This window comes from Streptomyces sp. NBC_00568, assembly GCF_026341855.1.
Lineage (GTDB): Bacteria > Actinomycetota > Actinomycetes > Streptomycetales > Streptomycetaceae > Streptomyces.
Map to the genome: position 1 here is coordinate 49,652 of NZ_JAPENW010000002.1, position 24,042 is coordinate 73,693.

17 protein-coding genes are annotated in these 24,042 nt (G+C 68.4%); 8 read left to right on the plus strand and 9 right to left on the minus strand.

What is annotated here, in order from left to right; all coding sequences use genetic code 11:
* Positions 1 to 308: 308 nt before the first annotated feature.
* The 3 genes from OOK38_RS32565 to OOK38_RS32575 all read left to right on the plus strand — a co-directional run bounded on the left by OOK38_RS32565 (position 309) and on the right by OOK38_RS32575 (position 6,359).
* Entirely contained in the window at positions 309 to 983 is a 675-nt protein-coding gene (locus OOK38_RS32565; protein WP_266849554.1) for a DUF6082 family protein, read from the plus strand.
* Positions 984 to 1,170: 187 nt separating this feature from the next.
* The gene (locus tag OOK38_RS32570) at positions 1,171 to 2,040 is read left to right on the plus strand and encodes an alpha/beta hydrolase (protein WP_266849556.1); all 870 of its coding nucleotides are present in this window, start codon (positions 1,171 to 1,173) and stop codon (positions 2,038 to 2,040) included.
* Positions 2,037 to 6,359 (plus strand): WD40 repeat domain-containing protein, encoded by a 4,323-nt coding sequence (locus OOK38_RS32575; RefSeq protein WP_266849558.1) that lies wholly within the window; start codon positions 2,037 to 2,039, stop codon positions 6,357 to 6,359. Before OOK38_RS32570 ends, OOK38_RS32575 begins: the two co-directional genes overlap by 4 nt.
* A 71-nt stretch (positions 6,360 to 6,430) precedes the next feature.
* Here OOK38_RS32575 and OOK38_RS32580 read toward each other — a convergent pair whose 3' ends face one another.
* From OOK38_RS32580 to OOK38_RS32605, 6 genes are all read right to left on the minus strand, one after another.
* Positions 6,431 to 7,003, minus strand: coding sequence for a hypothetical protein (locus OOK38_RS32580; protein ID WP_266849560.1), 573 nt, complete (start codon positions 7,001 to 7,003; stop codon positions 6,431 to 6,433).
* A complete protein-coding gene (locus OOK38_RS32585; protein WP_266849561.1) occupies positions 7,003 to 9,519 on the minus strand; it encodes a type II toxin-antitoxin system prevent-host-death family antitoxin in 2,517 nt (838 codons plus the stop codon). Before OOK38_RS32585 ends, OOK38_RS32580 begins: the two co-directional genes overlap by 1 nt.
* A gap of 265 nt (positions 9,520 to 9,784) precedes the next feature.
* The gene (locus tag OOK38_RS32590; RefSeq protein ID WP_266849563.1) at positions 9,785 to 10,123 is read right to left on the minus strand and encodes a hypothetical protein; all 339 of its coding nucleotides are present in this window, start codon (positions 10,121 to 10,123) and stop codon (positions 9,785 to 9,787) included.
* 32 nt (positions 10,124 to 10,155) lie between these two features.
* Entirely contained in the window at positions 10,156 to 10,455 is a 300-nt protein-coding gene (locus tag OOK38_RS32595; protein ID WP_266849564.1) for a hypothetical protein, read from the minus strand.
* A 54-nt stretch (positions 10,456 to 10,509) separates the two neighbouring features.
* Positions 10,510 to 10,713: a hypothetical protein gene (locus OOK38_RS32600; protein WP_266849566.1), complete on the minus strand. Its 204-nt coding sequence runs from the start codon at positions 10,711 to 10,713 to the stop codon at positions 10,510 to 10,512.
* A 444-nt stretch (positions 10,714 to 11,157) separates the two neighbouring features.
* Positions 11,158 to 12,633, minus strand: a complete 1,476-nt coding sequence (locus OOK38_RS32605) for a triacylglycerol lipase (protein WP_266849568.1) — start codon at positions 12,631 to 12,633, stop codon at positions 11,158 to 11,160.
* A 43-nt stretch (positions 12,634 to 12,676) separates the two neighbouring features.
* Here OOK38_RS32605 and OOK38_RS32610 point away from each other — a divergent pair, with 43 nt between their 5' ends.
* From OOK38_RS32610 to OOK38_RS32620, 3 genes are all read left to right on the plus strand, one after another.
* Positions 12,677 to 14,749: an ATP-binding protein gene (locus OOK38_RS32610; RefSeq protein ID WP_266849569.1), complete on the plus strand. Its 2,073-nt coding sequence runs from the start codon at positions 12,677 to 12,679 to the stop codon at positions 14,747 to 14,749.
* A 401-nt stretch (positions 14,750 to 15,150) separates the two neighbouring features.
* Positions 15,151 to 17,052, plus strand: a complete 1,902-nt coding sequence (locus tag OOK38_RS32615) for a WD40 repeat domain-containing protein (protein ID WP_266849570.1) — start codon at positions 15,151 to 15,153, stop codon at positions 17,050 to 17,052.
* A gap of 238 nt (positions 17,053 to 17,290) precedes the next feature.
* Positions 17,291 to 17,635: a hypothetical protein gene (locus OOK38_RS32620; protein ID WP_266849571.1), complete on the plus strand. Its 345-nt coding sequence runs from the start codon at positions 17,291 to 17,293 to the stop codon at positions 17,633 to 17,635.
* A 212-nt stretch (positions 17,636 to 17,847) separates the two neighbouring features.
* On the opposite strand, the gene OOK38_RS32625 is transcribed toward OOK38_RS32620, so the two are convergent.
* The 3 genes from OOK38_RS32625 to OOK38_RS32635 form a co-directional block, all read right to left on the minus strand.
* Positions 17,848 to 17,991 carry a hypothetical protein gene (locus OOK38_RS32625; RefSeq protein WP_266849572.1) on the minus strand — a complete coding sequence of 48 codons (144 nt, stop codon included), beginning with the start codon at positions 17,989 to 17,991 and terminating at the stop codon, positions 17,848 to 17,850.
* Positions 17,992 to 18,048: 57 nt separating this feature from the next.
* Complete coding sequence (locus tag OOK38_RS32630) at positions 18,049 to 18,276, minus strand: hypothetical protein (protein WP_266849574.1); 228 nt, start codon at positions 18,274 to 18,276, stop codon at positions 18,049 to 18,051.
* Positions 18,277 to 18,550: 274 nt separating this feature from the next.
* Entirely contained in the window at positions 18,551 to 19,087 is a 537-nt protein-coding gene (locus OOK38_RS32635) for a DUF4240 domain-containing protein (protein WP_266849575.1), read from the minus strand.
* A gap of 343 nt (positions 19,088 to 19,430) precedes the next feature.
* On the opposite strand from OOK38_RS32635, the gene OOK38_RS32640 reads away from it, so the two are divergent.
* Both OOK38_RS32640 and OOK38_RS32645 read left to right on the plus strand, forming a co-directional pair.
* On the plus strand, positions 19,431 to 22,859 hold the full coding sequence (locus tag OOK38_RS32640; protein ID WP_266849577.1) for a DNA polymerase III subunit alpha: 3,429 nt from the start codon (positions 19,431 to 19,433) through the stop codon (positions 22,857 to 22,859).
* Positions 22,856 to 23,899 (plus strand): hypothetical protein, encoded by a 1,044-nt coding sequence (locus tag OOK38_RS32645; RefSeq protein ID WP_266849578.1) that lies wholly within the window; start codon positions 22,856 to 22,858, stop codon positions 23,897 to 23,899. Before OOK38_RS32640 ends, OOK38_RS32645 begins: the two co-directional genes overlap by 4 nt.
* Positions 23,900 to 24,042 lie beyond the last annotated feature (143 nt).

Here is a 24,042-nt window from a genome sequence, read left to right on the forward strand (position 1 = left end):
GCCCTCGTCCAGGCCCAACGCGGTGGCGGCCCACTCGGGATCCTGCCGGGCCTCGCGGGCCGGCCAAGTACGCGGACTGCATCGCGATCACCTCAAGGCGGCGGCCCCAGCACAGCCGCCAGCGGCGAACGAGGCATCGGAGGCGCGCCCGCGTGACCTGGCATGCGCAGGAGCCATCGGCAGGTGACCGGATCCCGCGCCCACCCTTGTCCGGCGTCAACGCCGACTCCATTCTGGTCAACAAACAGGCACTCGGGGTCTCAGGGGGGCATGTGGCAACCGGAACTGGACGAGGTACGGCTCAGCGCATGCTGAGAGTACGGATGGTCCTGACGTGCAGTCTCCTCGGACTCGGGCTGTTGGTTCTGATCGCGTCCACACCGTTCGTGCTGGCTGCAGTGGCTCCCGCGGACACCGACTGGGGGAAGCTCAGTGACATCAGCCAGGCTTACGGAGCCGTGTCCGTGGTGCTCTCAGCCGTTGCACTGGTCGGAGTCGCTCTCTCGCTCATCTACCAGGTCCGTCAAGCCCGTACGAGCAACGAGCAGGCCATCAGAGACAGCCACCTGCAGCTCGCGGCACTCGCACTGAGCGACCCGGCTCTGCTCCAGGCATGGTCACCGCCCGTCGCACCCGTCACCCTGAAACGGCATCAACAGCACCTGATCACGTCACTCGCTCTCGGCGAGTGGCTGCAGCGCTTCCGCATCGGCCATCTGTCCGTCGAAAAACTCTCGGTGAAGCTCGACGGACACTTCGGCGGTGAGATTGCGCGCGAACAGTGGGAACGTGAAGGGCCTGGCTGGCGCCGCACCATGGAAGCCGGTGACCGCCGCGACCGCGTGTTCGTTCGCCTGGTGGATGAGCGCTACCAGACGGCTGTGGCTGCGGGCCGGCCGCGGGCCGTCATCGAGTTCCAAGACCGACCGGACAGGCGCCGACGGTTCCCACTCACGCGGCCACGCCCGGGTGCACATCGCTGACGTGCAGCCTTAGCGATTCGGATCGCGAAATGCCTCGCAACGGCCGTAGCAGACAGGGCCGCGAGGTTCGCTTCTGTCTGACGCGAGTGCTGACCGCTTTCGGGATTTGCAGTATGTGCCGTTCTGTCTCGCTCTACAGTGCTGACCACACAGTTCACGGGGGCGAGTTCGGGGGCATCACAAGGCCATGGCGCGTGTGGTGGGAGTGCATGGCATCGGCAAGCAGACACTCGGAGAAGAGACACTGCGCCAGCAGTGGTTACCGACACTCAACGACGGGCTCACCCGCGCCGGCTCGGCCGCCCGCCTTGTCGAGCCGGACATGGAGATCGGCTTCTACGGCGATCTCTTCCGCCCCGAGGGAGAGTTCCTGGCGGTCGGCAACCCGCCCTACACCACCGCCGACGTAGCAGAAGGCCTTGAACGAGACCTGCTGCTCGCCTGGTGGAAGGCGGCCGCCGACAGCGATCCGGGCGTGGTGCCTCCCGGCGCGGACACGCTCGTGTCCACCCCGCGGTCGGTGCAGGCGGCGCTGAGAGCGCTGTCCGGGTCGCGGTTCTTCGCCGGAGTGGCACTACGGGCGATGGTGTTCGACCTGAAGCAGGTGAGCCGCTACCTCACCGACCCCGACCTGCGTGCCCGGGCCTTGGCCCGGGTCGTCGAGCGGATCGGTGACGACACCCGGGTGGTCGTGGCTCATTCGTTGGGCTCGGTCGTCGCCTACGAGGCACTGTGCGCGCGGCCCGGGCACCGGGTGCGAGCCCTGGTGACGATCGGGTCGCCGCTGGGCATCGAGAATCTGATCCTTCCCCGCTTGCAGCCAGCGCCGCTTGGTCTCGGCGGGCAGTTGCGCGGGCTGTGGCCCGGCGGTGACGGCCTGGTGTGGACGAACCTGGCCGACGCGGGGGACGTGGTCGCCCTGGTGAAGGATCTGCGGCCCGCTTTCGGGGACCGGGTGCGCTGCGCGGTGGTCCACAACGGTGCGCAGGCGCATGACGCGACGGCCTATCTGACGGACAAGCTGTGCGGGCAGGCGATCGCGGACGGCCTGGCGTGAGCGGCACCGACGGCAGCGAGCCGTCTGAGGGCGAGGGGCCGCGCCGCTATCTGATCGCCACTGCGGTGTCGCGCTACCCCAAGTGTGCGGACTGGGACCGGCCCGGACTCGTCCGGGCCCGTGAGCAGGTCGTCGAACTGTTCACGCAGCAGCTCGGCTACCGGCACGAGAGCGCTCTTGGTCTCGACCCGACCGTGCAGCAGTTGCGTGAGCACCTGCGTGCCTTCTGTACCTCGGCCGAGCGCCGTGAGGACGACCTTGTCGTCATCTATGTGTCGGGCCATGGGGAGGTCCTCGAGGACGGTGGGGAGCATGTGCTGCTGATGTCAGACACCGACCCTGTCGACGTGCCCTTCACGTCGTTGCCGACCGCGGACCTGGTGCGGGTGATTCGCGGCACCCGCGTCCGCCGACTCCTGCTCATCCTGGACACCTGCTACTCCGGCCAGGGCGGCAACGAACTCGCCGCCAAAGCCCTCGAACGCCTCGGCACCCAATGGGCGCAGAGTACGACCGGTACCGGGCTGGTGATCGTGTCGTCCGCTCAACCCCACCAGCAGGCCAAGGCAGGTCTGTTCCCGGAACTGCTCAGCCAAGCCGTGACCAGCAGGGCCACCGCCGGGCACGGGCCGACACATCTGTCAGTGTCCGCCGTGGTGCAGCAGATGAACGGACACCCGGACAAGCCCGCCTACCAGCACATCAGCCTGTCCTTGCTCGGGCTGACCGGCGAGCCGCCCGACTTCCTCACCAACCCGCGGCACAACGTCCGCCTCACCGACGTCGACCTCGCCCTGCAGGACGCCGCCGAGTTCGATGCCTACGCCCGCCGCCGGGATACCGAGTTCACCACCCGTCTGCTGGTGCGCGCCATGGGCTACCACGGGGACGGCGCGCACGGCTGGTGGTTCTGCGGCCGCCACCAGGTCCTTGCCGAACTCGCCGACTGGCTCAACTGGAAAGACCCCCTCCGCACGACCGGGCATCCTGTTCCTGAGGCCGGGGTGGGTGACGTCGTGCGGGTCGTCACGGCCGGACCAGGCTCGGGCAAGACGGCCGTCCTCGGCCTGATCTCCGCCCTTGCCCTGCCCGAGCGCCGCCGCACCGTGCCCGTCGACACTCTGGGGCTCGACGAGAAGATGATCCCCGGCGAAGGCAGCATCGACGTCGTCATGTATGCCCAGAACCTCACCAACAGCGAAGTCCTGGGAGGACTCGCCGCCGCCGTCGGCCTCAAATCCACGCGGGTCGGTGATCTCCTCGAAGGACTGAAACAGCGGAACGGCAAGAGCCAGCGCCCGTTCACCGTCCTCATCGACGCCCTCGACGAGGCCGCCACTCCCGACACCTTGTGCTCACAGATCATCCGCCCCCTCATCGAGCACTCCCAGGGACGCATCCGTCTACTGCTGGGCACGCGCCCCTACCTGCTCGATCGCCTCGGCATCGACACCAGCATGCCCGCACAGCAGAAACAGGTCATCGACCTGGACAACCCCGACTACGCCGACCACCAAGCGCTGCTCGCCTACACCTTGCGCAACCTCATCCAGAGCCGCCGCACCTCTTCGTACCGGATGTTGGACGGACATCGGGGGCATCTGCTGCTGCGGAGGGTTGCCGAGGCCGTCGCGGCTGCCGCCGGCACGTCCTTCCTCGTCGCCCGTTTTGCCGCCTACACCCTCGCCTCCGCCGAAGCCGTAGCCGACCCCCATGACCCTGCCTGGCGAGCGAGCCTGCCGCGCCATGCCGGGCAGGCCATGCGCGACGACCTCACCCGCCGCCTCGGCCCCGACGCCCAGCGTGCCACCGACCTGCTGCGCCCTCTTGCCTACGCCGAAGGCCAGGGCCTGCCCTGGGAAGACATCTGGGCCCCCCTCGCCTCCGCCGTCTCCGGCCGCAGCTACACCGACGACGATCTCCTCTGGCTGCGCAGCAACGCTGGCTCCTACGTCGTCGAAGCCACCGAGAACGGACGCTCCGCGTACCGCCTCTACCACCAGGCCCTCACCGAACACCTCCGCGAAGGCACCGACGCCATCACCATCCACGGGGCGTTCGTCGACATCCTCACTGCCTGCGTTCCCTACCGCGGCGATGCCAGCCGCGACTGGTCCCGCGCACACCCCTACACCCTCAACCACCTCGCCACCCACGCCGCCGCAGCTGGGCGCGTCGACGACATCCTCGAAGACTCCGAATACCTCGTCCACGCCCGGCCAGACACCCTCACCCCCCAGCTCCGCCACGCCACGAGCGACACAGCCCGCCTCACCGCCGCGGTCTACCGCACAGCCCTTAACCTCCACGCCACTGCTCCCGCGCCCGTCCGCCGCATCGCCCTTGCGCTCAACGCCGCACGTGCCGGCGCCGCAGCACTTCACGAGCAGCTCAACCGCCAGGCCCAGCCGGGCACATGGATCCCCACATCAGCCACCGGAAGCGACTTCACCACCGCTCTGCAAGACACCATCACCATGGGCAGCGGACCGGTGAGCGCGGTGGCGTGCACGGTCCTCGACGGCGCACCCATCGCCATCACCGGCGGCGACGACGGCACCGTCCGGATCTGGGACCTGACCACTCGCCTACCGATCGGCGAACCTCTCGCAGGACACACCGATTCGGTGTTCGCGGTGGCGTGCACGGTCCTCGACGGCACACCCATCGCCATCACCGGCAGCCGCGACAGCACCGTCCGGATCTGGGACCTGACCACTCGCCTACCGATCGGCGAACCCCACGTCGGACACTTCGGATGGGTGAGCGCGGTGGCGTGCACGGTCCTCGACGGCATACCCATCGCCATCACCGGCGGCAACGACGGCACCGTCCGGGTCTGGGACCTGACCACTCGCCTACCGATCGGCGAACCCCTCATGAGACACACCGGACCGGTGTTCGCGGTGGCGTGCACGGTCCTCGACGGCGCACCCATCGCCATCACCGGCAGCGACGACACCACCGTCCGGGTCTGGGACCTGACCACTCGCCGAATGATCGGCGAACCCCTCACCGGACACACCGGACCGGTGAGCGCGGTGGCGTGCACGGTCCTCGACGGCGCACCCATCGCCATCACCGGCAGCAACGACACCACCGTCCGGGTCTGGGACCTGACCACTCGCCGAATGATCGGCGAACCCCTCACCGGACACACCGGACCGGTGAGCGCGGTGGCGTGCACAGTCCTCGACGGCGCACCCATCGCCATCACCGGCAGCAACGACACCACCGTCCGGGTCTGGGACCTGACCACTCGCCGAATGATCGGCGAACCCCTCACCGGACACACCGGACCGGTGAGCGCGGTGGCGTGCACAGTCCTCGACGGCACACCCATCGCCATCACCGGCGGCGACGACGGCACCGCCCAGATCTGGGACTTGTCAGGCAATACCTTGCCTATCCGAACAGAGCACGGCCTCATGCGTATAGGAACCGCGGTGGCGTGTACGGTCCTCGACGGCGCACTCATCGCCATCACCGGCAGCAACGACGGCACCGTTCAGGTCTGGGACCTGACCACTCGCCTACCGATCGGCGAACCCCTCACTGGACACACCGGACCGGTGAGCGCGGTGGCGTGCACAGTCCTCGACGGCACACCCATCGCCATCACCGGCGGCCACGACGGCACCATCCGGGTCTGGGACCTGGTCACGCGCAGGCCGATCGGCAAACCGCTCACCCTACACTTCGGATGGGTGAGCACGGTGGCGTGCACGGTCCTCGACGGCACACCCATCGCCATCACCGGCAGCTCCGCTGGCTTCGTTCAGGTCTGGGACCTGGTAACGCGCCAACAGTTGGGAAAATCCCTCACCGTACACGTCGGACCGGTAGGCACGGTGGCGTGCTCGGTCCTTGACGGCACACAAATCGCCATCGCCGACAGCGACGACGGCACCGTCCGAGTCTGGGACCTGGTCACGCGCAGGCCGATCGGCAAACCTCTCGCAGGACACACCGGATGGGTGAGCACGGTGGCGTGCACGGTCCTCGACGGCACACCCATCGCCATCACCGGCGGCCACGACGGCACCATCCGGGTCTGGGACCTGGTCACGCGCAGGCCGATCGGCAAACCTCTCGCAGGACACACCGGATGGGTGAGCGCGGTGGCGTGCACGGTCCTCGATGGCACACCCATCGCCATCACCAGCGGCCACGACGGCACCGCCCAGATCTGGGATCTTCGGGCGGGACGGCTATTACAGTGCCTCGTAGCACCCGCATGCGGGGATGTAGCGCTCACGTCCGACGGCCGCATCGTCGTGGTCCTTGGACGTGACATCGCGGTCTTTGAACGCACCTGAGACCGGCCGGCGCCCCGGGCAGAGGCCGATTTGCCTCAACTTTTTTCAGCTGCAGCCTGCCCCGGCCCAGGTCACCTGAGCTCAACAGCGTAGGAGTCGCCGGAGAATTCCCAGCCGTCGGTGCCTTCGCCGATGTCGGCGACGATGACGTCGTCGATGAAGCGGTCCTCGAAGTCGTCATCGCGCAGGTCGCCAGCCAGCCACAGCTCCTCGATGTCGCTCCAGTCCCCGCGACGGCCGTCGATGCGCAGGGGGGCGGCGCGGCGGGTGCCGCGTTCGCGTTCGTCGTTGCCGGTTTTGACCTTGCCGCTGATCTCGAACTGGCCGTTCTTCACCGTGTCGGGGAGGGGTTCGGCGGGGACGATGGCGACGTTTTCGTAGGCGGTGTGGATGAGGTCGCGGTAGCTGCGGCGGACGTTGTATTCGGGATCCGACAGCCACTTGAAGAGGGTGTCGGGCCGGACGTCGAGGCCTGCGCTTTCGAGGGCTTCGTAGCCGCGGTGGGTTCCGGTGAGCTGGCTGAGCTGGGCGTGCCAGTGTTTGGCGTGGTAGGTGGACAGCCGGTGGCGGGGGGTGACCTGGGCGCGCAGGAGGTCGTTGAGGGCGGCGCCGAGGGAGTTGCCGCGGCCTGTGGGGCCGGCCATCAGTCGTCACCTTCGGGGATGAACTCGCCGGGCTGGAGGAACTTGGCCTTCACTTCGCCGAAGCCGGTCCCGATCCGGTAGGTGTCGGGCGGGGTCTCGTTGGGGGTCCAGAAGACGGCGGCGTCGACGTTGCGCAGGGCGATGAGGGTGTGGCCCTCCTGGACGGCTTTGAAGGCCACCGTCCAGTGGCGGACGGAGGCTTCGGCGACCATGCTCATGCGCCAGTCCGGCCGCCAGAACGGCGACCGCTGTTCCTCGCGCTTGGGCCACAGCAGGCGCAAGGCGATGGACAGGCGGGTCTTGTAGTTCGCGTACGCATCCCCGCCGACCTGGACGAGGTCGGCGCGGGCCTCGCGCGCCGCGGCGTAGAAGGGCTTGAACAGCGACTCGTTGGTCTTGCCGGTCCAGGAGTCGTGGATCGTCACCCGCTGGGTGAGGTGGCCGTCGCGGTGCAGGCGTTCCAGCTGCTTGATGTGCGGGGTGGTCACCCACACCCGTCCCTGCTCGTCGGTCCGGTCGACGAGCTGTCCGAGCGGGTGCGGCATACCCGGGAAGTTCCACTCCGGGACGTCGATGAGGTAGATGCCGGCCTGGCCCTTGTCGAAGGCGTTCAGGGGGCCGGTGTGCAGGAGCTTGTTCGGGGCGAGCGGAACGGCTGAGCAGGCGGAGGGGTAGGAGCCGTTGCGGTCGATCAGGCACATCAGCCCGTCCCCGAAGGAGGCGGGTACGTCGAGCTTGTCGCGGCGTACCCGCTTGCCGTTGTCCCGGATGTGCGCGACGCGGGTGCTGGTGACATCCGGGTGGACCCACTTCGGTTCGCCGGACATGTCCTCACTGATCAGCGGCCACGGCCCGCCTTCCCGCTCCTCGGTACGGATGACGGGGATTGGGTGCATCTTCGAACGCTTCACCGCGTCCTTGAGGATCTTCAGACCGGGGAAGACGGCGCCCTCCGGCTCCTCTTCCTCATCGCCCGGCGCCAGGCCGTCATCGTCGTCCCGCGCCGCGTCCTCGTCGTCTTCGGTGTCGGTGTGGACCCCGTCCGATGGGGTGCCGCTGACCGCGGCGCCAGCCGCACGCTGTGTGAGTGCAGCGGCCGGGACGGCGGCGTTGTAGGCGTCCAGTGCTGCGGTGAGGCGGCGGCCCTCGGCGCTGTCGGGTGTCTGCACTCCGGCCGCGGCCATCGCCTTGAGCTGGGTGTGGAGTTCGTCCAGGTCCTTCACGTGGCCGCCTGCGAGCGCCGTGCGCAGCGCCGCGAGCAGGTGGGCGGCCTCTGCGGCCAGTCCCTTGACGGCCCCGGAGGTGAAGGGCAGAGCGGCGTCGGCCAGTTCACGGTCAGCCGCAGTGCCCACGCTGTCCGGCACACCACCGTCGGCCTCGGCAGTGGTGGTCCCCGCGGGCGCGGGCGTGATGTCGAGGAAGCGGGCGTGGGCGAGGTCGGGCCACAGCTGTGTGCTGGCGATGATGCCCAGGTCGCGTTCGGCGACGGTCACCGTCGTCACCTGCTGGCCGGGGGCGTTGGTGAGGGTGAGGATGACGTCGGCGTCCAGGAGGTTGACGATGGCCGGGTCGTCGGTGTCCAGGACCGCGATGACCGGTACCTGCTGGGTGCGGGCCAGTTCCCGCAGGATCTGGCTGGCCTCGGGAAGGTGTTCGCCGGACAGGGGCAGGCGCGGGTTGCGGGCCCGCTGCAGCCGGTCCACGACCACGAGCGCCAGATTGTCGGCGAGAGGCGCGGTGTCGGCGATGGCCTCGGCGGTCAGGTCGCTGCCGTCGTCGATGAGCAGCGGCGCGTGACGCAGCCGTTCGACGACCTCCTGCTCGTGCCCGGTGAGCATGCCGGTCTTGAGGCGGGCGTAGTCGCCGCCGGCCTCCGCGGCGATGATGCGGCGGGTGATGTCCGCGCTGCTGGGGCCCGATGCGGCGTACAGGACGCGGGCGTTGCGGGCGAGTGCGGTGCGGGCGGCGGCGAGGCCGATCAGGCTGCCGCCCACCTGGGGTTCGGCCGCGACCAGGACCAGGCGGCCCGGGTGCAGACCTCCGGTCGCCTCGTCCAGGCCCGTAAGGCCGAAGGAGAGGCCGGGGGCGGAGTTGGAGGAGAGGACGTGGCCGATGGCGTCGCCGAGGGTGGCGAGGCGACGGCCGCGCTCACGGCTGGGAGTGGGCCGGCTGTTCACCGCACCTCCTGCGGGCGCCGCGCCAGGGTGCGCGGCCGTGTCGGATGAGAGGGCAATCGCGTCGGGGTCGGCGGGGAGCAGTACCGCGACGGGCGTGCTGTTCCGGCGGAGGACTTGAGGCTCGCCGCTGGCCGCCCGGCTGATGAGGGTGCCGAGGTCCTTCTGCGCCGCGCTGAGCGTCCAGGTGGGGAAGGCGCCGGCCTTCCGTGCGGCCGGGAACCGGTCGAGTGGGGCCAGCAGAGCGCGCTCGTCCCGCTTGTGGATCATCGTCGTGATCCCGTCGTCTTCGGCGCTCTTGACCAGGGCGTACAGATCGCTGCGGGCTTCACTGACGTTCATCACGTTCTCTGCCTGCGGTGGCTGACTCACTCACCCTCCCGAACTCAACTCCCCTCCAGAATACCCGACTCCACTCATTTGCCGGAACAAAGTCACACATCCTCCGAATCAATCTCAATCATTTATGTGACTTCTCGGAGTCGGTTGACGGTCCGGACGCTCTCGGGCCGCCAGCCGTGAGACACGGCGGAGGCCGGGGCCACCTCCGGTCCCGGCCTGCGATCACCGCGTCCGCAGACGAACGATCGCGCCGCCCCTCGAACGGTCAGGCCAAGACCTGTGGGCCCGGCTCTCGTACGATGGTCGCCTCCTTGTACGCGAGGTGCCCGACAGCGGAGTAGGCCTTGCCCAGCACTCCCGCGAGCTGCACGGCCGACTCTGCATACCGCTGGACTTCGGCGTCGCTCTGAAGCACCTCTCCGGAGGCCTCGAGCAGGGCCAGGACTGTCCGCATCTCGCCCACGCAGCGGGTCAGGAAGCTGTAGATCCGATAGGCCTCCAGCGGATACTCGATTCCCCGGTGCTGGAGGTCGCAGACGAGCTCGGCGAGGGAGCGAGCCGCGTTCTCCGCGTTCTGGGCGATGCCCTCGGTGTTCTCGCTCACGTGGATCCGGATCTCCTTGCTGGGGTGGCGGGTCACGGACGGCCGGTGAACGGGCAGCTGGGTCGCATGGATGCTGGAAGCGCCACCATGTACAAGGTCGTCTGGCGCGCGTAGAACAGCGGGCTGATCGGCAGCACTCGTCCCCGTGTACGGGTGTCCGACAGGATCACGGGTGACACCGTCTTCATCAGCGCTGGCCTTGCCGGTGGGGTGGCGGACAGGCTCACCCGCGCGAGGTCCTGGCCGCGGATGAGGTCGGGGTGCTGCTGGCCGTATGAGGCCCACAGGTCCGGTAGGTCATCGAGGAGTTCCGCGCGGTCGGCCAGCGACATCCGCTCCCCGCCCGCCGGCAACATCCGGAAGTCGCCTCCGGAGGCGCGGTCATGCTAGGCGAGAAGGAAGAACAGCTGGGTGGGCCTGGCAGCGAAGCGTTGCGGATCCGCATTGCGTGACGCGTGCAGGCTGAAGAACGCTCCGGCCGTCACCGCGAGCACGATCGGGTCCGCCTCGAGGAGTTTCGCCGCCGTCGAGCGTCGGCACGGCGTGCACCGCTCGATGGCCGCGCCGATCAATGCTGACGCAGTCCGCATGTCCGGCGGGGACTCCACTCCCCACCGGCTGGGACTCGAAATGCCCGGATCGCTGAGTGCCCCTCGCCGCCCCAGGAACGGGCCACGCTTCCGCTCCCCGAAGCCAGCCTCACCCCGGCACTGCTGAAACCCTCGAGTAGCACTTGCACGACTGCGCCGCCTCATTGATGTCCTTGGCGGTGCCCGGCTCCGGCAGCGCCCATGGACGAGTACGAACTCCCCTACGGACCGGCCGCGCACACCGGTCGCCGCTCGAACACCGACTGCTCTGACTCTTGGGGGCGGCGGGCCGACAGCGGCCTGGCCGAGGGCGACGGCGACGGCCGAGTAGACCTCGGGGCGGTGCCATAGCTGGCCGCCTTGAGAGCTGCGGGGGTGCCGTAGCTGTCGGCGCTCTCCTGGTTGATGAACAGGCCACCGGTCAAGCGAACCGCAAGCATCGACCTACACCTCGTCTGGTCTGAAAGCCATCACCAACTGCGTCACTGGTGCCGCCTCGCTCACGCGGGCCGCGACCCTATACAGGCCCGGCTCGCGCAACGTCACCATCGCCGCCATGTCGTCCTCCCTTCCGGAAAGGCGTGGTCTGGCCACACAGATGCCAGTCTCGGCGTTGACGATCTCGCATGTCACTGACACCGGACTGTCGCGCCCGGTCACGCGAAGTTCCCATGCCTCCCCGGCGACGGCTCCCTCATCCGGCAGGTCTAGCCCGAGCTCGCCAGGGCCCATCGGCGGCCCGGCATAGCCGTCGTACTCAGTGAGCACGCTGTGGATGTACTTCAAGGCGCTGTCATGCTTGGCCAAGGCACCATGCTGGACGGGCATCCAGACTGGCTGCCGAACGGAATTGGTGGCCGCATCCCGGTAGACGGTGCCGTCCCCCCAACGGTCCCAGCCTTTTGGAATCCCGTGGCAGTTCCGCACTAGCTCACCAGCCGCGTCCACCTTGAACGCCCGGTACTCCGGATAGACGATCCCGTTCTTGATGCGAACGCTTTGTACGGTCGGCTGTGCCACGCCCGCGACCGCGCGGTGGTCAGGCAGTACGACAGCGGCCTCGGTGCGCATCTTCAACTGGAAGCCTGCCGCGGCGCGAGCAAGCTCGCTGTTCCCGCCGATGCCCTCCACCACATCTGGGGTAAGCCGAGATACCTCCTGTCCCTCATCGATGCACCGGTAGTCCGGCAGAAGGTCGTGCACACTCGGCAGCGTCGCGGCCAAGGCCTGCAAGCGCTTGCGAACGCGACCCGGACCTCTACCCTCACCCCGCTCGCCGTTCAGCATCACTGCGGCCTTCGCCGACCCGAGGAATGGCGTACCGAGAGTGATCACCGTTCGGGTATCAGGCTGTAGATCCTTGTGGTGGTGCAGGGCGGCCCTCGTTACCAGCCCGCCCATCGAATGTGCCACGAACACCAGTTGCGGCATTCGCTCCTGGCACCGGGCGCGCAATGCTGGCGTGCTGGCAACGACCGCCTTCCACTTTTCAAGGCGCTGGCGCGCCGCTTCAGCTAGTTGTCGCCCGTTGTAGTCCACCGACAGCCGCCAGTCGTACGCAAACTCCAACATCGCCGCCCGATCCACCACCGCGCTGCGCACCATCTGGACGAGGTCGTGATACGGCTCGATGCCCTCCAGAAGAGAAAGCCACTGGGGGCGGATCCGCAGCAGGTCCGAAGGCTGAACCCGCGCTGGTCCTGCGCCCTCCAGCTCGGCCTCGGTCACGTGCAGCGCCCGGAGACCGTCGTCGCGGCCCAGTGCTTCGCGGAGCAGACTTGGCGCCAGTCCCCAGAGCACCTTACTGGTCTTGGCGTCGATGAGTTCGCTGCCCATGATGCCCGGAACGATCACTACCGCGTCCACCGTGGTGTCCCGGCTCTTCCGGGCAGATGGGTTCCAAATTTGTGGTTGCTGCACCTTAGATCTCCTTTTGCTCCCCCAGTGCAGCAGACTAATCGTCATGAACAGTGCGAAAGAGGATGATTCGCTGCTTGGTGACCGTGTCCGACGCCGCCTCGTGACGATCGCCGTACTGGACTACGGGGACGAGGACACAGAGTTCATCGAGGGCATGAAGGAGCAGCTCCAAGCCCTCGACGTCTGGTGGCGCGCCCCCGATTTGGGCGATCGCCGGTTCGCTCCGGAACAGGCTCTGGAGCTCCAACATTGCTGGGACCTGACCAACTTCTTGCACGAAATTGATTTGCATGAGGCACCCGCTGAGGACGCCATCGTGCTGTTCATCTCCGGCCACGGCCACGCCGGCTCCGGCGGCAGTCACTACTTCCTGCTGCCCAAGACCCAGCTAGATCGGCTGCCAGTCACCGCCTACCGCACTGCCGACCTCGTCCTCGAAGCCATCGGTTCACACGCTGAGCACGTTCTCGTGATCGTCAACACCTGTCAGGCGCACGGCGCTGACATCGACCTTTCCCAACTCAGGGCCGATCTCAGCGCGAAACGCGCCAACAGTCCCACCGTCGTCGGTCTGGCCACCACTGATATCCGCACTACCGTCGGTGTCCGCAACCTCAGTCATCTCCTCGCTCAGGTCCAACAGCAGCTGCGAACCTCGGCGCAGCTCACCAACCCCTACCTGAGCTTCGCCGAGTTCCTCGAACAACTGAACTTGGCCGCTGAAGCGATCGAGTGCAAACCGCCGAAGGCTCTGTTCGGCTCGGACGGCTCCTCCGCCAAGCACCTGTGCCTACCCAACCCCGGCTATCAACCAGCCCTCGTCGCCCCCGAACGCAGCCAGGTCGCCACTAGCGACGCTGACATGCGGTTCTGGATCAGCCGTGCCAGTGGTCGTCCCCATCGCACCGACCCCGGCTGGTACTTCTCCGGCCGCCAGCCCCTCACCCGGGCACTGGCCGACTTCCTGCGCGACGGACCGCTCCAGGGAAGAAGCCCGTCTTTGATCATCACCGGGACCGCCGGCAGCGGAAAGTCAGCCGTTATCGGCCGAGCCGTGACCCTCAGCGACTCCGGCTTCCGCGCGGACCCGGCCTTCGCTCAAGCCCTCGTGCACACCCCCACCGAGACTGTGCCACCGGTGGGTTCCGTCGATGTCGCGGTTCGCGCGCGCCAACGCTCGGCCGAAGGTGTCATCGCAGCGCTGCTCGATGGAATTGGAGGCAAGCCACCGACCTCCAGGCAGGGGCAGGACCACCTTGCTGACATGCGCGAAGCTCTCCTTGAGGCCCTGCACGACATCGCCAGCACCGGCAAGACCGTCACCTTCGTTATCGACGGCCTGGACGAAGCGGATGATCCCTACCGCCTGATCCCCCAGCTCATTGCCCCTCTCGCGCAAACCCGCTTTGGCACGCCGAAGCTCATCATCGGCGTTCGCAGCCACCTCACCAAAGGGGCGCCCGCCGCTGACGACACCGCACTGCTGGACCACCTCAGACGAGCCCTGACTATTCGTCTGCTTGCAGACGCCGACATCCCGCCGCTGGAACTGCGCACCGACGGCCCAGACACCGTCCAAGACATCCAGGCTTACCTCCAGGCTTTGCTCGACGACATCGACGACCACTCCTTCGACGTCACCGAGACCGCAGGCCGGATCACGCGACACATCCCCGCAGTCTCCTTCCTCGATGCCCGCATCGCAGGGGATCAGATTCGTGAGGCGGACCATCCCGGTAATCGCCTTAACGACCCCTACTGGTGGGACTCTCTCGGGCAGGGGCTGGTTGGCCTTCTCGGTGAGGAACTGCGCGGGATGAACACACCGGAGTTGCCGCCAGAGACTGCATTGGGACTCCTCCGGGCCGCTGCGTTCGCGCAGGGCGCCGGCATCCCGTGGGGCCCGATCTGGCCAGCCGTGACTGAAGCGATCCTCGATCGGCCGCTGCCTGACGCCGATGCGGCCATCGCAGCCCTCCGTGCCAGCCGCCTGGTCGGCTACTTCGCACAGGACGCAGAAGACGGCCGCATCGTGTACCGCCTTGCTCACGAACGCCTTGCGGAGGTCCTTCGAGACGAGCCTCACCGTCTGTACGTGCCAAAAGAGAGGCAGTAGTGACTCCAATCCAGCAGCCGGATCCGCCAGCCGACGTCCACCGGCGAATCGCCGACCGGCTAGCGGAGTTGGCCAGCACCCCGGCAGAGGTTCCCCCGCACCCTTACGTTCGGCGGCACCTCGCCCAGCACGCCGACCTTGGCGGTGTCCTCGACGATGCCCATCTGCCAGCCAGCTTCCTGCCTTGGGACACCGGCGGACAACTCCGTGGCCGACTCGGCCTCCCCGTTACCCCTAGTCCCGGACTGGAAACTCTTGCTGCTTGGGCCAGCATCGAACCTTTCCTGCGCGATGCAGACCACCAGACCCGTACAGCCAGTCTCCAGTTCGCCCTTGCCGCGGCGGGAGCCGAGGTCGGCGACACGGCCATCGTGCGACCGCGATTCTCCCGGTGGCGCACTATGAACAACGTCATCGCCGAAACCATTGCCCTTTGCCTCACGGCCTTCGTCGAACCTGATGGTCAGCCGTTGCTGGCGACCGGCGGTGAGGACGGGACGGTGCGGGTGTGGGATCCGCTGGCCGGTGTCGAGGTAGGTGAGCCGCTGCGCGGGCACGACGGTCCGGTGAGGGCGCTGGCGGGGTTCGCAGATGTGGAGGGTCAGCCGTTGCTGGCGACCGGCGGTGAGGACGGGACGGTGCGGGTGTGGGATCCGCTGGCCGGTGTCGAGGTAGGTGAGCCGCTGCGCGTGCACGACGGTCCGGTGAGGGCGCTGGCGGGGTTCGCAGGTGCGGAGGGTCAGCCGTTGCTGGCGACCGGCGGTGAGGACGGGACGGTGCGGGTGTGGGATCCGCTGGCCGGTGTCGAGGTAGGTGAGCCGCTGCGCGTGCACGACGGTCCGGTGAGGGCGCTGGCGGCATTCTCGGATCAGGAAGGACCTCTGCTGGCTGCCAACGACGACCACTTCGTGCGGGTGTGGGATCCGTTGCAAGGCAGCCGAGTTCAAACGCTGCGTGGGCCCGACTCGGCAGTCTCGGTGGTGGCGTTCGAGGGTTTGGACGGACAGCCTTTGCTCGCCATCGGCACTAGCCACTCCGTGGTTCGGTTGTGGGATCCACTACTGCAAACCGAGTTTGGAATTCTGCGCGACCATGACAGCGGACTGCTGGCGGTGGCCGCGTTCACAGACCCGGGAGGGCGGCCAATGCTGGTCACCGCCAGCGAAGATGCAACGGTGCGGGTGTGGGATCCGCGTGCAAAGAGCCAGGTTCCGCTGCTACACGGCCATGCTGGCTTCTTGACGGCGGTGGTGGCCTTCCCAAGTACACAAAGCGAGTTGCTGCTGGCCACAGCCGGCCTTGACGGGCCCGTTGAAGTGTGGGATCCGCTGGAGGGCGTCCAGGTAGGCCAGCCACTGAGTCGGTACGGCCGCCCGGTGACGGCGATGGTGGCGTTCGCGAGTCCGACCGGTCGGCCATTGCTGGCCACTGGCATGCTTGATGGGGCCGTTGAAGTGTGGGATCCGCTGGCGCATGTCCAGGTAGGCGAGCCACTGTGTTCGGCTGGGCCAAGGCGGCGATCGGGCAAACGGCGGGGCCCGAGACGCGGGCACGCCAGCCCGGTGACGGCGATGGTGGCGTTCGCGAGTCCGACCGGTCGGCCATTGCTGGCCACTGGCATGCTTGATGGGGCCGTTGAAGTGTGGGATCCGCTGGCGCATGTCCAGGTAGGCGAGCCACTGCGTTCGGCTGGGCCAAGGCGGCGATCGGGCAAACGGCGGGGCCCGACACGCGGGCACGCCAGCCCGGTGACGGCGATGGTGGCGTTCGCGAGTCCGACCGGCCGGCCATTGCTGGCCACTGGCCGGGAGGACGGATCGGTACAGGTGTGGGATCCGCTGGAGGGCGTCCAGGTAGGCGAGCCACTGCGTTCGGCTGGGCCAAGGCGGCGATCGGGCAAACGGCGGGGCACGACACAAGGGCACGCCAGCCCGGTGACGGCAATGGCAGCGTTCGCGAGTCCGACCGGCCGGCCATTGCTGGCCACTGGCCGGGAGGACGGATCGGTACAGGTGTGGGATCCGCTGGAGGGCGTCCAAGTAGGCGAGCCACTACGCGGGCATGATCGCCCAGTGACGGCATTGGCGGGTTTCAGCGGTCGCTCTCTGCTCGCCACCAGCAGTGGTCGCACGGTACACGTCTGGGCCCTCGGTCGTACGCGAGGATTCCTACGTATCGTCACAGCTAGCTCCGTGCATGCGCTCGCGAGCGGCGAGGGAATGCGCCCGGATAGTCATGTTGGTCTCGCAGTCGGCGCTGGGGCGGGCCTCGTTCTTGTTGACATTGACCTTGGTCGACTCTGAGTTGCCCCGGGCTGGCCAGCAGAAGCCCTGATCGAGCCTGAATCCTTGCCAAGGGGATGAAGGATCTCGGCATCTCGCTCCGGAGGGCTTCGACCAACGCTGCCGGTGGCCAGCTCGACCAAGCGCTTCGCTTCCGGTCTGCGGTGAAAGCTGCCGCCCACTCGGGTGAGATCCCGGTCGGGTGAGGGCCCGGTCAGTTCTCGTGTGAGCAGCTGTCTGGTCCCTCTTCATCCATGGGGTGATCAAGAACCTGCTGGGTGTTCTGCTCGCTCTGTCCGTTGTCCCGCTGGCTGCTCCTGCGGCGGGAGCCTCTGTCGAAATGTCTCTGGCTGTCCGTTTCGCTGCGGCCTCGAAGGAGGCGGCGCCGCCCGCCGGGACGGACGTGCCGCTGCGGCAGGCGCTGGCCTGGGTGGACGAGGTGCCGGAAGGGCCTCGGGCCGGATACAGACGCGAGCGGTTCAAGCACTGGAACAAGGGCCTGGACCCGACGGATGGATGTGACACCCGCAAGGAGATTATCCGTGCCGAGGCCGTGCTGACCGACCAGGTGTGGGTCACTTCCGCGGCGTCTCGGCCGAGCTGACGTATTCCATGATCTTCAACGTGACGGGGCCATGCGTGCGCCACCACGTGCCGTCCGCCTCCCTGCGACAGGCTGGGTCAGCTGCTCCGCGCCCGCAGCACCCGCAGTGTGCGGTGCAGATCGTACGGATCGGGCGGCACCCGTAGACGACGGGGCATACCCCCACCCTAGGCGGCGTCCACGACGGGCTGTGGGGCCGCTCAGGCTCCTTGTCAGGCGGCTGCTTCGACGTCGGCCTGCTGAAGCGGCGCTGGGACCGCGCCCTCGGCGTGCTTGAGTGCCATGCGGGCCATGACCAGGGGTGCGCCCTTGATGCCCTCGCTCTCGCACCGATCCCACCAGGCGTGGCTCAGCACGGCTGCCGTCGCGTCCCGGAGGTCGACCCAGAGCTTGTCGTACGTGGCGGCTTCTTCCTACGACCAGCCCACGGTGGCCGGGCGCCCATCCCGCTTCCGCTCTTTGTCGCCCGCCCACCCCTCGTGGGGTTCACGCGACCAGGGGAGCTTCGCCTGAAGGGCGTGGAGTTCGGCGTAGAGCGTGGCTTCCCGGAGCTGGGCGTCCAGCAGGTCCTTGGGGAAGTCGAGAGGGTCGAACGGGGCGTCGGCGGGCGCGGCGGTGCCCTTCGGGGCGGGAGTGGTCATGTCTCGGAGCTTAGTTCGAGTCGCCGACATCCTCGGCAGGGGTCGGCGTTGGGAGTGGCTGCTGGGCGTTGTGACGGAGCACGGCAGCTTGCGAGTTGTCGCGAGGAAGGACCTGGTTGGGGGGTCCGGTGGTGTGCGACGGTTTGCGAGTTTGGCAGGCCGAAGTTTGCAAGCCCCGAGACACCTCATGGTGCTCACTCGTCAAGCCGCCGCCTGCGGTATTCGAACGGCGATCACTCATAGCGCTTCTTGATGGGAGCGGATCGGCCGCGACCTACTCCAGGTAGAGAGCAGTCAGATGCGGCAGGCGGCGAGCGATCTCGTCTGAGTCCGAGAAGTCGAAGTTCCAGGCAGGGTCTAGCTGCGGGTAGCGGATGGTGGGTGCCTCCAGGGGAAGCTGATCACCGGTCGCCGTGATATGCGCGTTCCAGGCGATGACCAGCATGTCTTCGCCCTCCAGGTCGATGCCGGCGGCTGCGGCGGCTTGGACTGTGGGAAGTTTCGCCAGGGCGTCAGGATCAGCGACGACGCGCTCGAAGACTTCACGCCCTTGAGCGATCAGCCAGCCTCGGAAGTAGTCGAAGCCGTCGTCGGAGCATCCACCGTTGGCGGTGTAGGCGGCGGCCCACAGAGGGTTGGTGTAGGACTCAATCATCAGGTCCCACAGCACCTGCTCAGCGGCGACGATCTCCTCGACCAGCCGGGCGGCCAGCAGCGAGGTCGCTTCGCGGGCGATCGCTTCGCTTTCGTGTGGGGTGATCGCCCGGTCGCGGGCCGCCGCGATGAGCTCCCAGAACTGCTCCTTGTTCATGGCGGGAGAGCATGCCATCTCGTACTGACAGAAGGAGTTCTCGACCGTTGGATCAGGCTGCCGGCTTCGCCTCCAGGCTCGGGTGCCGGAAAAGGCGACCAGTTCATCCGTCCGCTCCTTCGAGCCGCTGTGCGGAGTGCCACCGTCGACGGGCTCGCAAGCTGCAGTGCTCCACTCGCAAACTGTCGTGCTCCGTCACAAAAATCAAACGAGCGTACGAGGGGGGCAGGTTCACCTATTCGCACACTTGTGCGATTGCTGGTTATGGTTGATAACTGGAGAGGTCACAGGTCAGGGGAGGGCCACAGGAGATTTGGAGGTGTTGGGCGGTGGATTTACTCACTTGCATGTCGCCTCCGGCTACTCGGCCCGCTATGGCGCATCCCTTCCCGGCGCCCTCGTCCAGCGTGCCGCTGAGCGCGGGATGACGACCCTGGCGCTGACTGACCGGGACACTGTCGCGGGCACCGTTCGCTTCGCCAAGGCCGGTGCGGCCGCCGGGATCCGCCCCATCTTCGGCGTCGACGTGGCCGTCGCCCCACTGACCGCACCTGACCCCGCGGTCGGCCGTTCCCGGACGCCGGCGCGCGGCGGGGCGCACGTGCTCGAACCGCCGCTGCGGATCACGCTGCTCGCGAAGAATCTGTCGGGGTGGGGGCGCCTGTCTCGCCTGGTGTCCGCGGCCCACGCTGATGCCGGGGACGGTTTGCCGGTCGTGTCGTGGCCGACACTGCGCACATACGCGGATGAGGACCTCGTCGTGGTGCTCGGTCCGTCTGCTGAGCCGGTGCGGGCGCTGTCCGCCGGACGCCCCGATTTCGCGGAGCAGCTGCTGGCGCCGTGGCGCGACCTCGCGGGTGACCGGTTGCGCCTGGAGGCCGTGCATCTGGGGGTGGAAGGCACGGGGGCGGGCTCGCTGCGGCTTGCGGCACGCACCGTGGGCTTGGGCGACCAGCTCGGTCTCCGAACGGTTCTGTCCAGCGCGGTCCGCTACGCCGACGCCGCTCAGCACCGGCTGGCCGACGTCCTCGACGCCGCCCGACTCCTTCGGCCCATCGACCGCCGGCACCTGGACAGCGGCGAGCGCTGGCTGAAAGGACCGATGGAGATGGCGGCGGCCGCCGAGCGGATCGCCCGCGCCGTCGGCGACGACCGCTCCCGAGCCACCCGCCTGCTGGCCGAGACCGAGGCCACCGGCCAGTCCTGCACGCTCACCCCGACCGACCTGGGGATGGGGCGTCCGCACTTTCCCGAGCCGTCCGTGGTGGGCGCCGGAACGCAGACGGGTTCGGCAATGCGGCTGCTGCGGCAGCGCTGCGATGCCGGGATGGCCGCCCGGGGTCTGGACCGCGACGAGGCCGCCGTCCGGCAGATCGACTACGAACTCGATGTGATCGGACGGCTCGGGTTCGAGGGCTACTTCCTCGCCGTGGCGCAGGTGGTCGCGGACACCCGAGCGCTGGGGATCAGGGTGGCCGCGCGCGGCTCCGGCGCCGGTTCCATGGTCAATCATTCGCTCTTCGTGGCCACGGCGAACCCACTGGAGCACCGGCTCCTGTTCGAACGCTTCCTGAGTGAGCGGCGGACCTCGCTTCCCGACATCGACCTCGATGTGGAGTCGGAGCGGCGGCTGGAGGTGTACGACGCGATCATCGAGCGATTCGGGCGGGAGCGGACCGCGGTCACCGGCATGCCCGAGACCTACCGGGCCCGGCACGCCCTGCGCGACACCGGCCTGGCACTTGGGATTCCGCCCCAGGTGATCGGCGAGGTCGCCAAGAGCTTCCCGCACATCCGAGCCCGGGACATCCGCGGCGCCCTGGCGGAACTGCCGGAGCTGCGTGAACTCGCCGGTCGAGCCGAACAGTTCGGTGCGCTGTGGGAGCTCGCCGAGGGCCTGGACGCCCTGCCGCGCGGGTACGCGATGCACCCCTGTGGAGTGATCATCTCGAACGCGTCGCTGCTGGACCGCGTTCCCGTGCAGCCGACCCCGGGCGGCTACGCGATGCTGCAGGCCGACAAGGAGGATGTTGAAGATCTCGGGCTGCTCAAGCTCGATGTACTGGGCGTGCGGATGCAGAGTTCGATGGCGCACGCGGTCGCCGAGATTCACCGGGCCACCGGCCGGGCCCTGGACCTGGACAACCCCGATCACGTCGACCTCGACGACCCGATCGCGTTCAAGCTCATCCAGGCGTCCGACACCGTCGGCTTGTTCCAGCTCGAATCCCCTGGCCAGCAGGACTTGGTGGGCAGACTTCAGCCCCGCCACATGCAGGACGTGGTCGCGGACATCAGCCTGTTCCGGCCCGGTCCGGTGAAGGGTGGCATGCCGGCTTTGTTCATCGCTGCCCGGCACGGCGCGACCCCGCACTACCCGCACCCCGACCTGGAGCCCGTACTCAACGACACGTATGGCGTGGTCATCTGGCACGAGCAGATCATCGCAATCTTGGCGCGGATGACCGGCTGCGACCGCGCCGCTGGCGACCTCGCCCGCCGCGCCCTGGCCGACCCCGACCGACTGCCGAAGGTCGAAGCCTGGTTCCGCCGCACGTCCGGCGAACGCGGCTACACCAAGGACGTCCTCGACGAAGTGTGGGAGATCATCTCCCAGTTCGGGGCGTACGGCTTCTGCCGCGCCCACGCGGTCGCCTTCGCCGTCCCGGCCCTCCAGTCCGCCTACCTCAAAGCCCACTACCCGGCCTTCCTGTATGCCGGGCTCCTCGAACACGACCCGGGCATGTGGCCCATGCGCGTCATCGTCTCCGACGCCCGCCGTCACGGTGTGCCTGTGCTGCCCGTCGACGTCAACGCCTCCGGCGCCCAGCACCGCGTCGAGAAGACGGAGCAGGGTTGGGGGGTGCGGCTCGCGTTCTCCACGGTGAAAGGCATCAGCGAAGCGGAGATCGCACGGCTGGTCGCCGGGCAGCCCTACGCCGGTCTGCAGGATCTGTGGCAACGGGCCCGGCCGTCCCTGCCCCTCGCGCAGCGCCTGATCCGCATCGGTGCGCTCGGCCCGCTCGCGGGCGCCCTGACGCGGCGGGATCTGCTGCTGCAGGCGACCGAGCTGCACCGCCAGTCCCGCAACCGCAGTGCGGGCGAGGGGCAGTTGCCGCTGGGCGGGGAGCTGGTGACGGCGGAGCCGAGCGGTCTGCCGGAGATGACCGGCCGCGACAAGCTCAGCGCGGAGCTGGAAACGCTGTCGATCGACGTCACACACCACCTGATGGACCACCACCACCGGCTGCTGCGCGAACTCGGCGCCACGGACGCTGCCCACCTGAAGGGCATGGTGCCCGGCCAGACCGTGCTCGTCGCCGGCGTGCGGGCCTCCACCCAGACGCCGCCGATCCCGAGCGGGAAGCGAGTGATCTTCGTGACGCTCGAAGACGGTGCGGGACTCGTGGACATCGCGTTTTTCGAGGACTCACACGAGGCGTGCGCCCACACCGTTTTCCACAGCGGGCTCCTACTCGTTCGGGGAACGGTCGAGGCGCGCGGTCCGCGGCGCACGGTGGTCGGGCACATGGTGTGGGACCTGGACGAGGTGGCCGCCGCCCGCCGCGACCACGGCCCGCAAGCCGCCCTTGACCTCCTCGGCCGCCCCTCCGCCGCCCCGACACCCGCCCAACCGGCCGCGCCGCAGCGCACCCTCGCGGACGGAACCGCAGGAGCGAAACTCCACCCCTACGCCGATCTTCAGCCTGCTGGCACCCGCTCGGCGGACCTGCGCCGACTCGGTCACCGGAGTCAAGGAAGTGCCGGATGAAACGCCAGACCATCAGCCGCAGCATCCTGCACCTGCGCTTCGACATGCCGTCCGGCTCCGAGGTCGAACTGCCCGAGCAGCTGCGCCGCCTGCTGGAGAACATCACCCCGCGGGTGCAGATGATCGAGCCGAATAGTGCCGTCCTCGATCTGACCGGAGCGCTCCCCTACTTCCAGCGTGACGCACGCGGCCTCAGTGAACTCATCCAGTTGCGGGCCCTCGCCCACTTCGGGGTGAGCAGCGCCGCCGGCGCGGCGCCCACCCGGATGCTCGCCGCGATGGCGTGCGCGCTCACCGGGCCCGGGCGGCGCCTCGTCATCGAGGACTCCCCCGAAGCGGTCAGCGGGTTCCTGCGGCCGCGGCCGGTACGGGAGTTGCCCGGCGTAGGCGCCCGTGCGGCCGCGACGCTCTCCGACTACGGGCTGCACACCGTCGGCGACGTGGCCGACGTCCCCCAGCTCACCCTGCAGCGCCTCCTCGGCGCCCGACCTGGCCGCACCCTCCACGAGCACGCGCACGGCCACGACACGACAGTCGTCGATCCCACGCCCACGCTGGCCAGTATGAGCAGCGAGCACCGCTTCGACCGCGACGAACTCGACCCCGCCCAGCACCGGCGCGCTCTGCTCGCCCTCGCCGACGACCTCGGCGCCCGCCTGCGCACCTCCGACCAGATCGCCACAGGTGTGACCTGCACTGTCCGCTACGCCGACGCGAGCTCCACCCGCCGCAGCCGCACCCTGCCCGAAGCCACGCAGCACACCGTGCTCCTGGCCCGCGCCGCATACGCGCTGTACGACTCCCTCGGACTCCAGCGCGCCCGGGTCCGCAGTATCGCCCTTCGCGCCGACGCCCTGCGCCCCGACGACCGCGCCAGCCGACAGCTCACCCTCGACAGCAGCGACGACAAGCCGCTCGCGATCGAAACCGTCGCCGACCGCGCCCGGGCCCGGTACGGGCAGAACGTGATCTATCCCGCCGCCCTCGCCATCACTGCGGGGCGATCGGCAGGCCGCACACCCGAGCCCCCGCAAGGCTGACGTGAGTCCACCCCGCGTGTCTGACCTTTTACGGAAGGAAAGGACTCCAGCCAACGGCTCGGCCAGCACCACTGGAACACATGGAAGCTGACGTTTGACGACCGCGAGCGGGCAGCGCTCGTTCGCTGCCGGGTGTGGGTAAG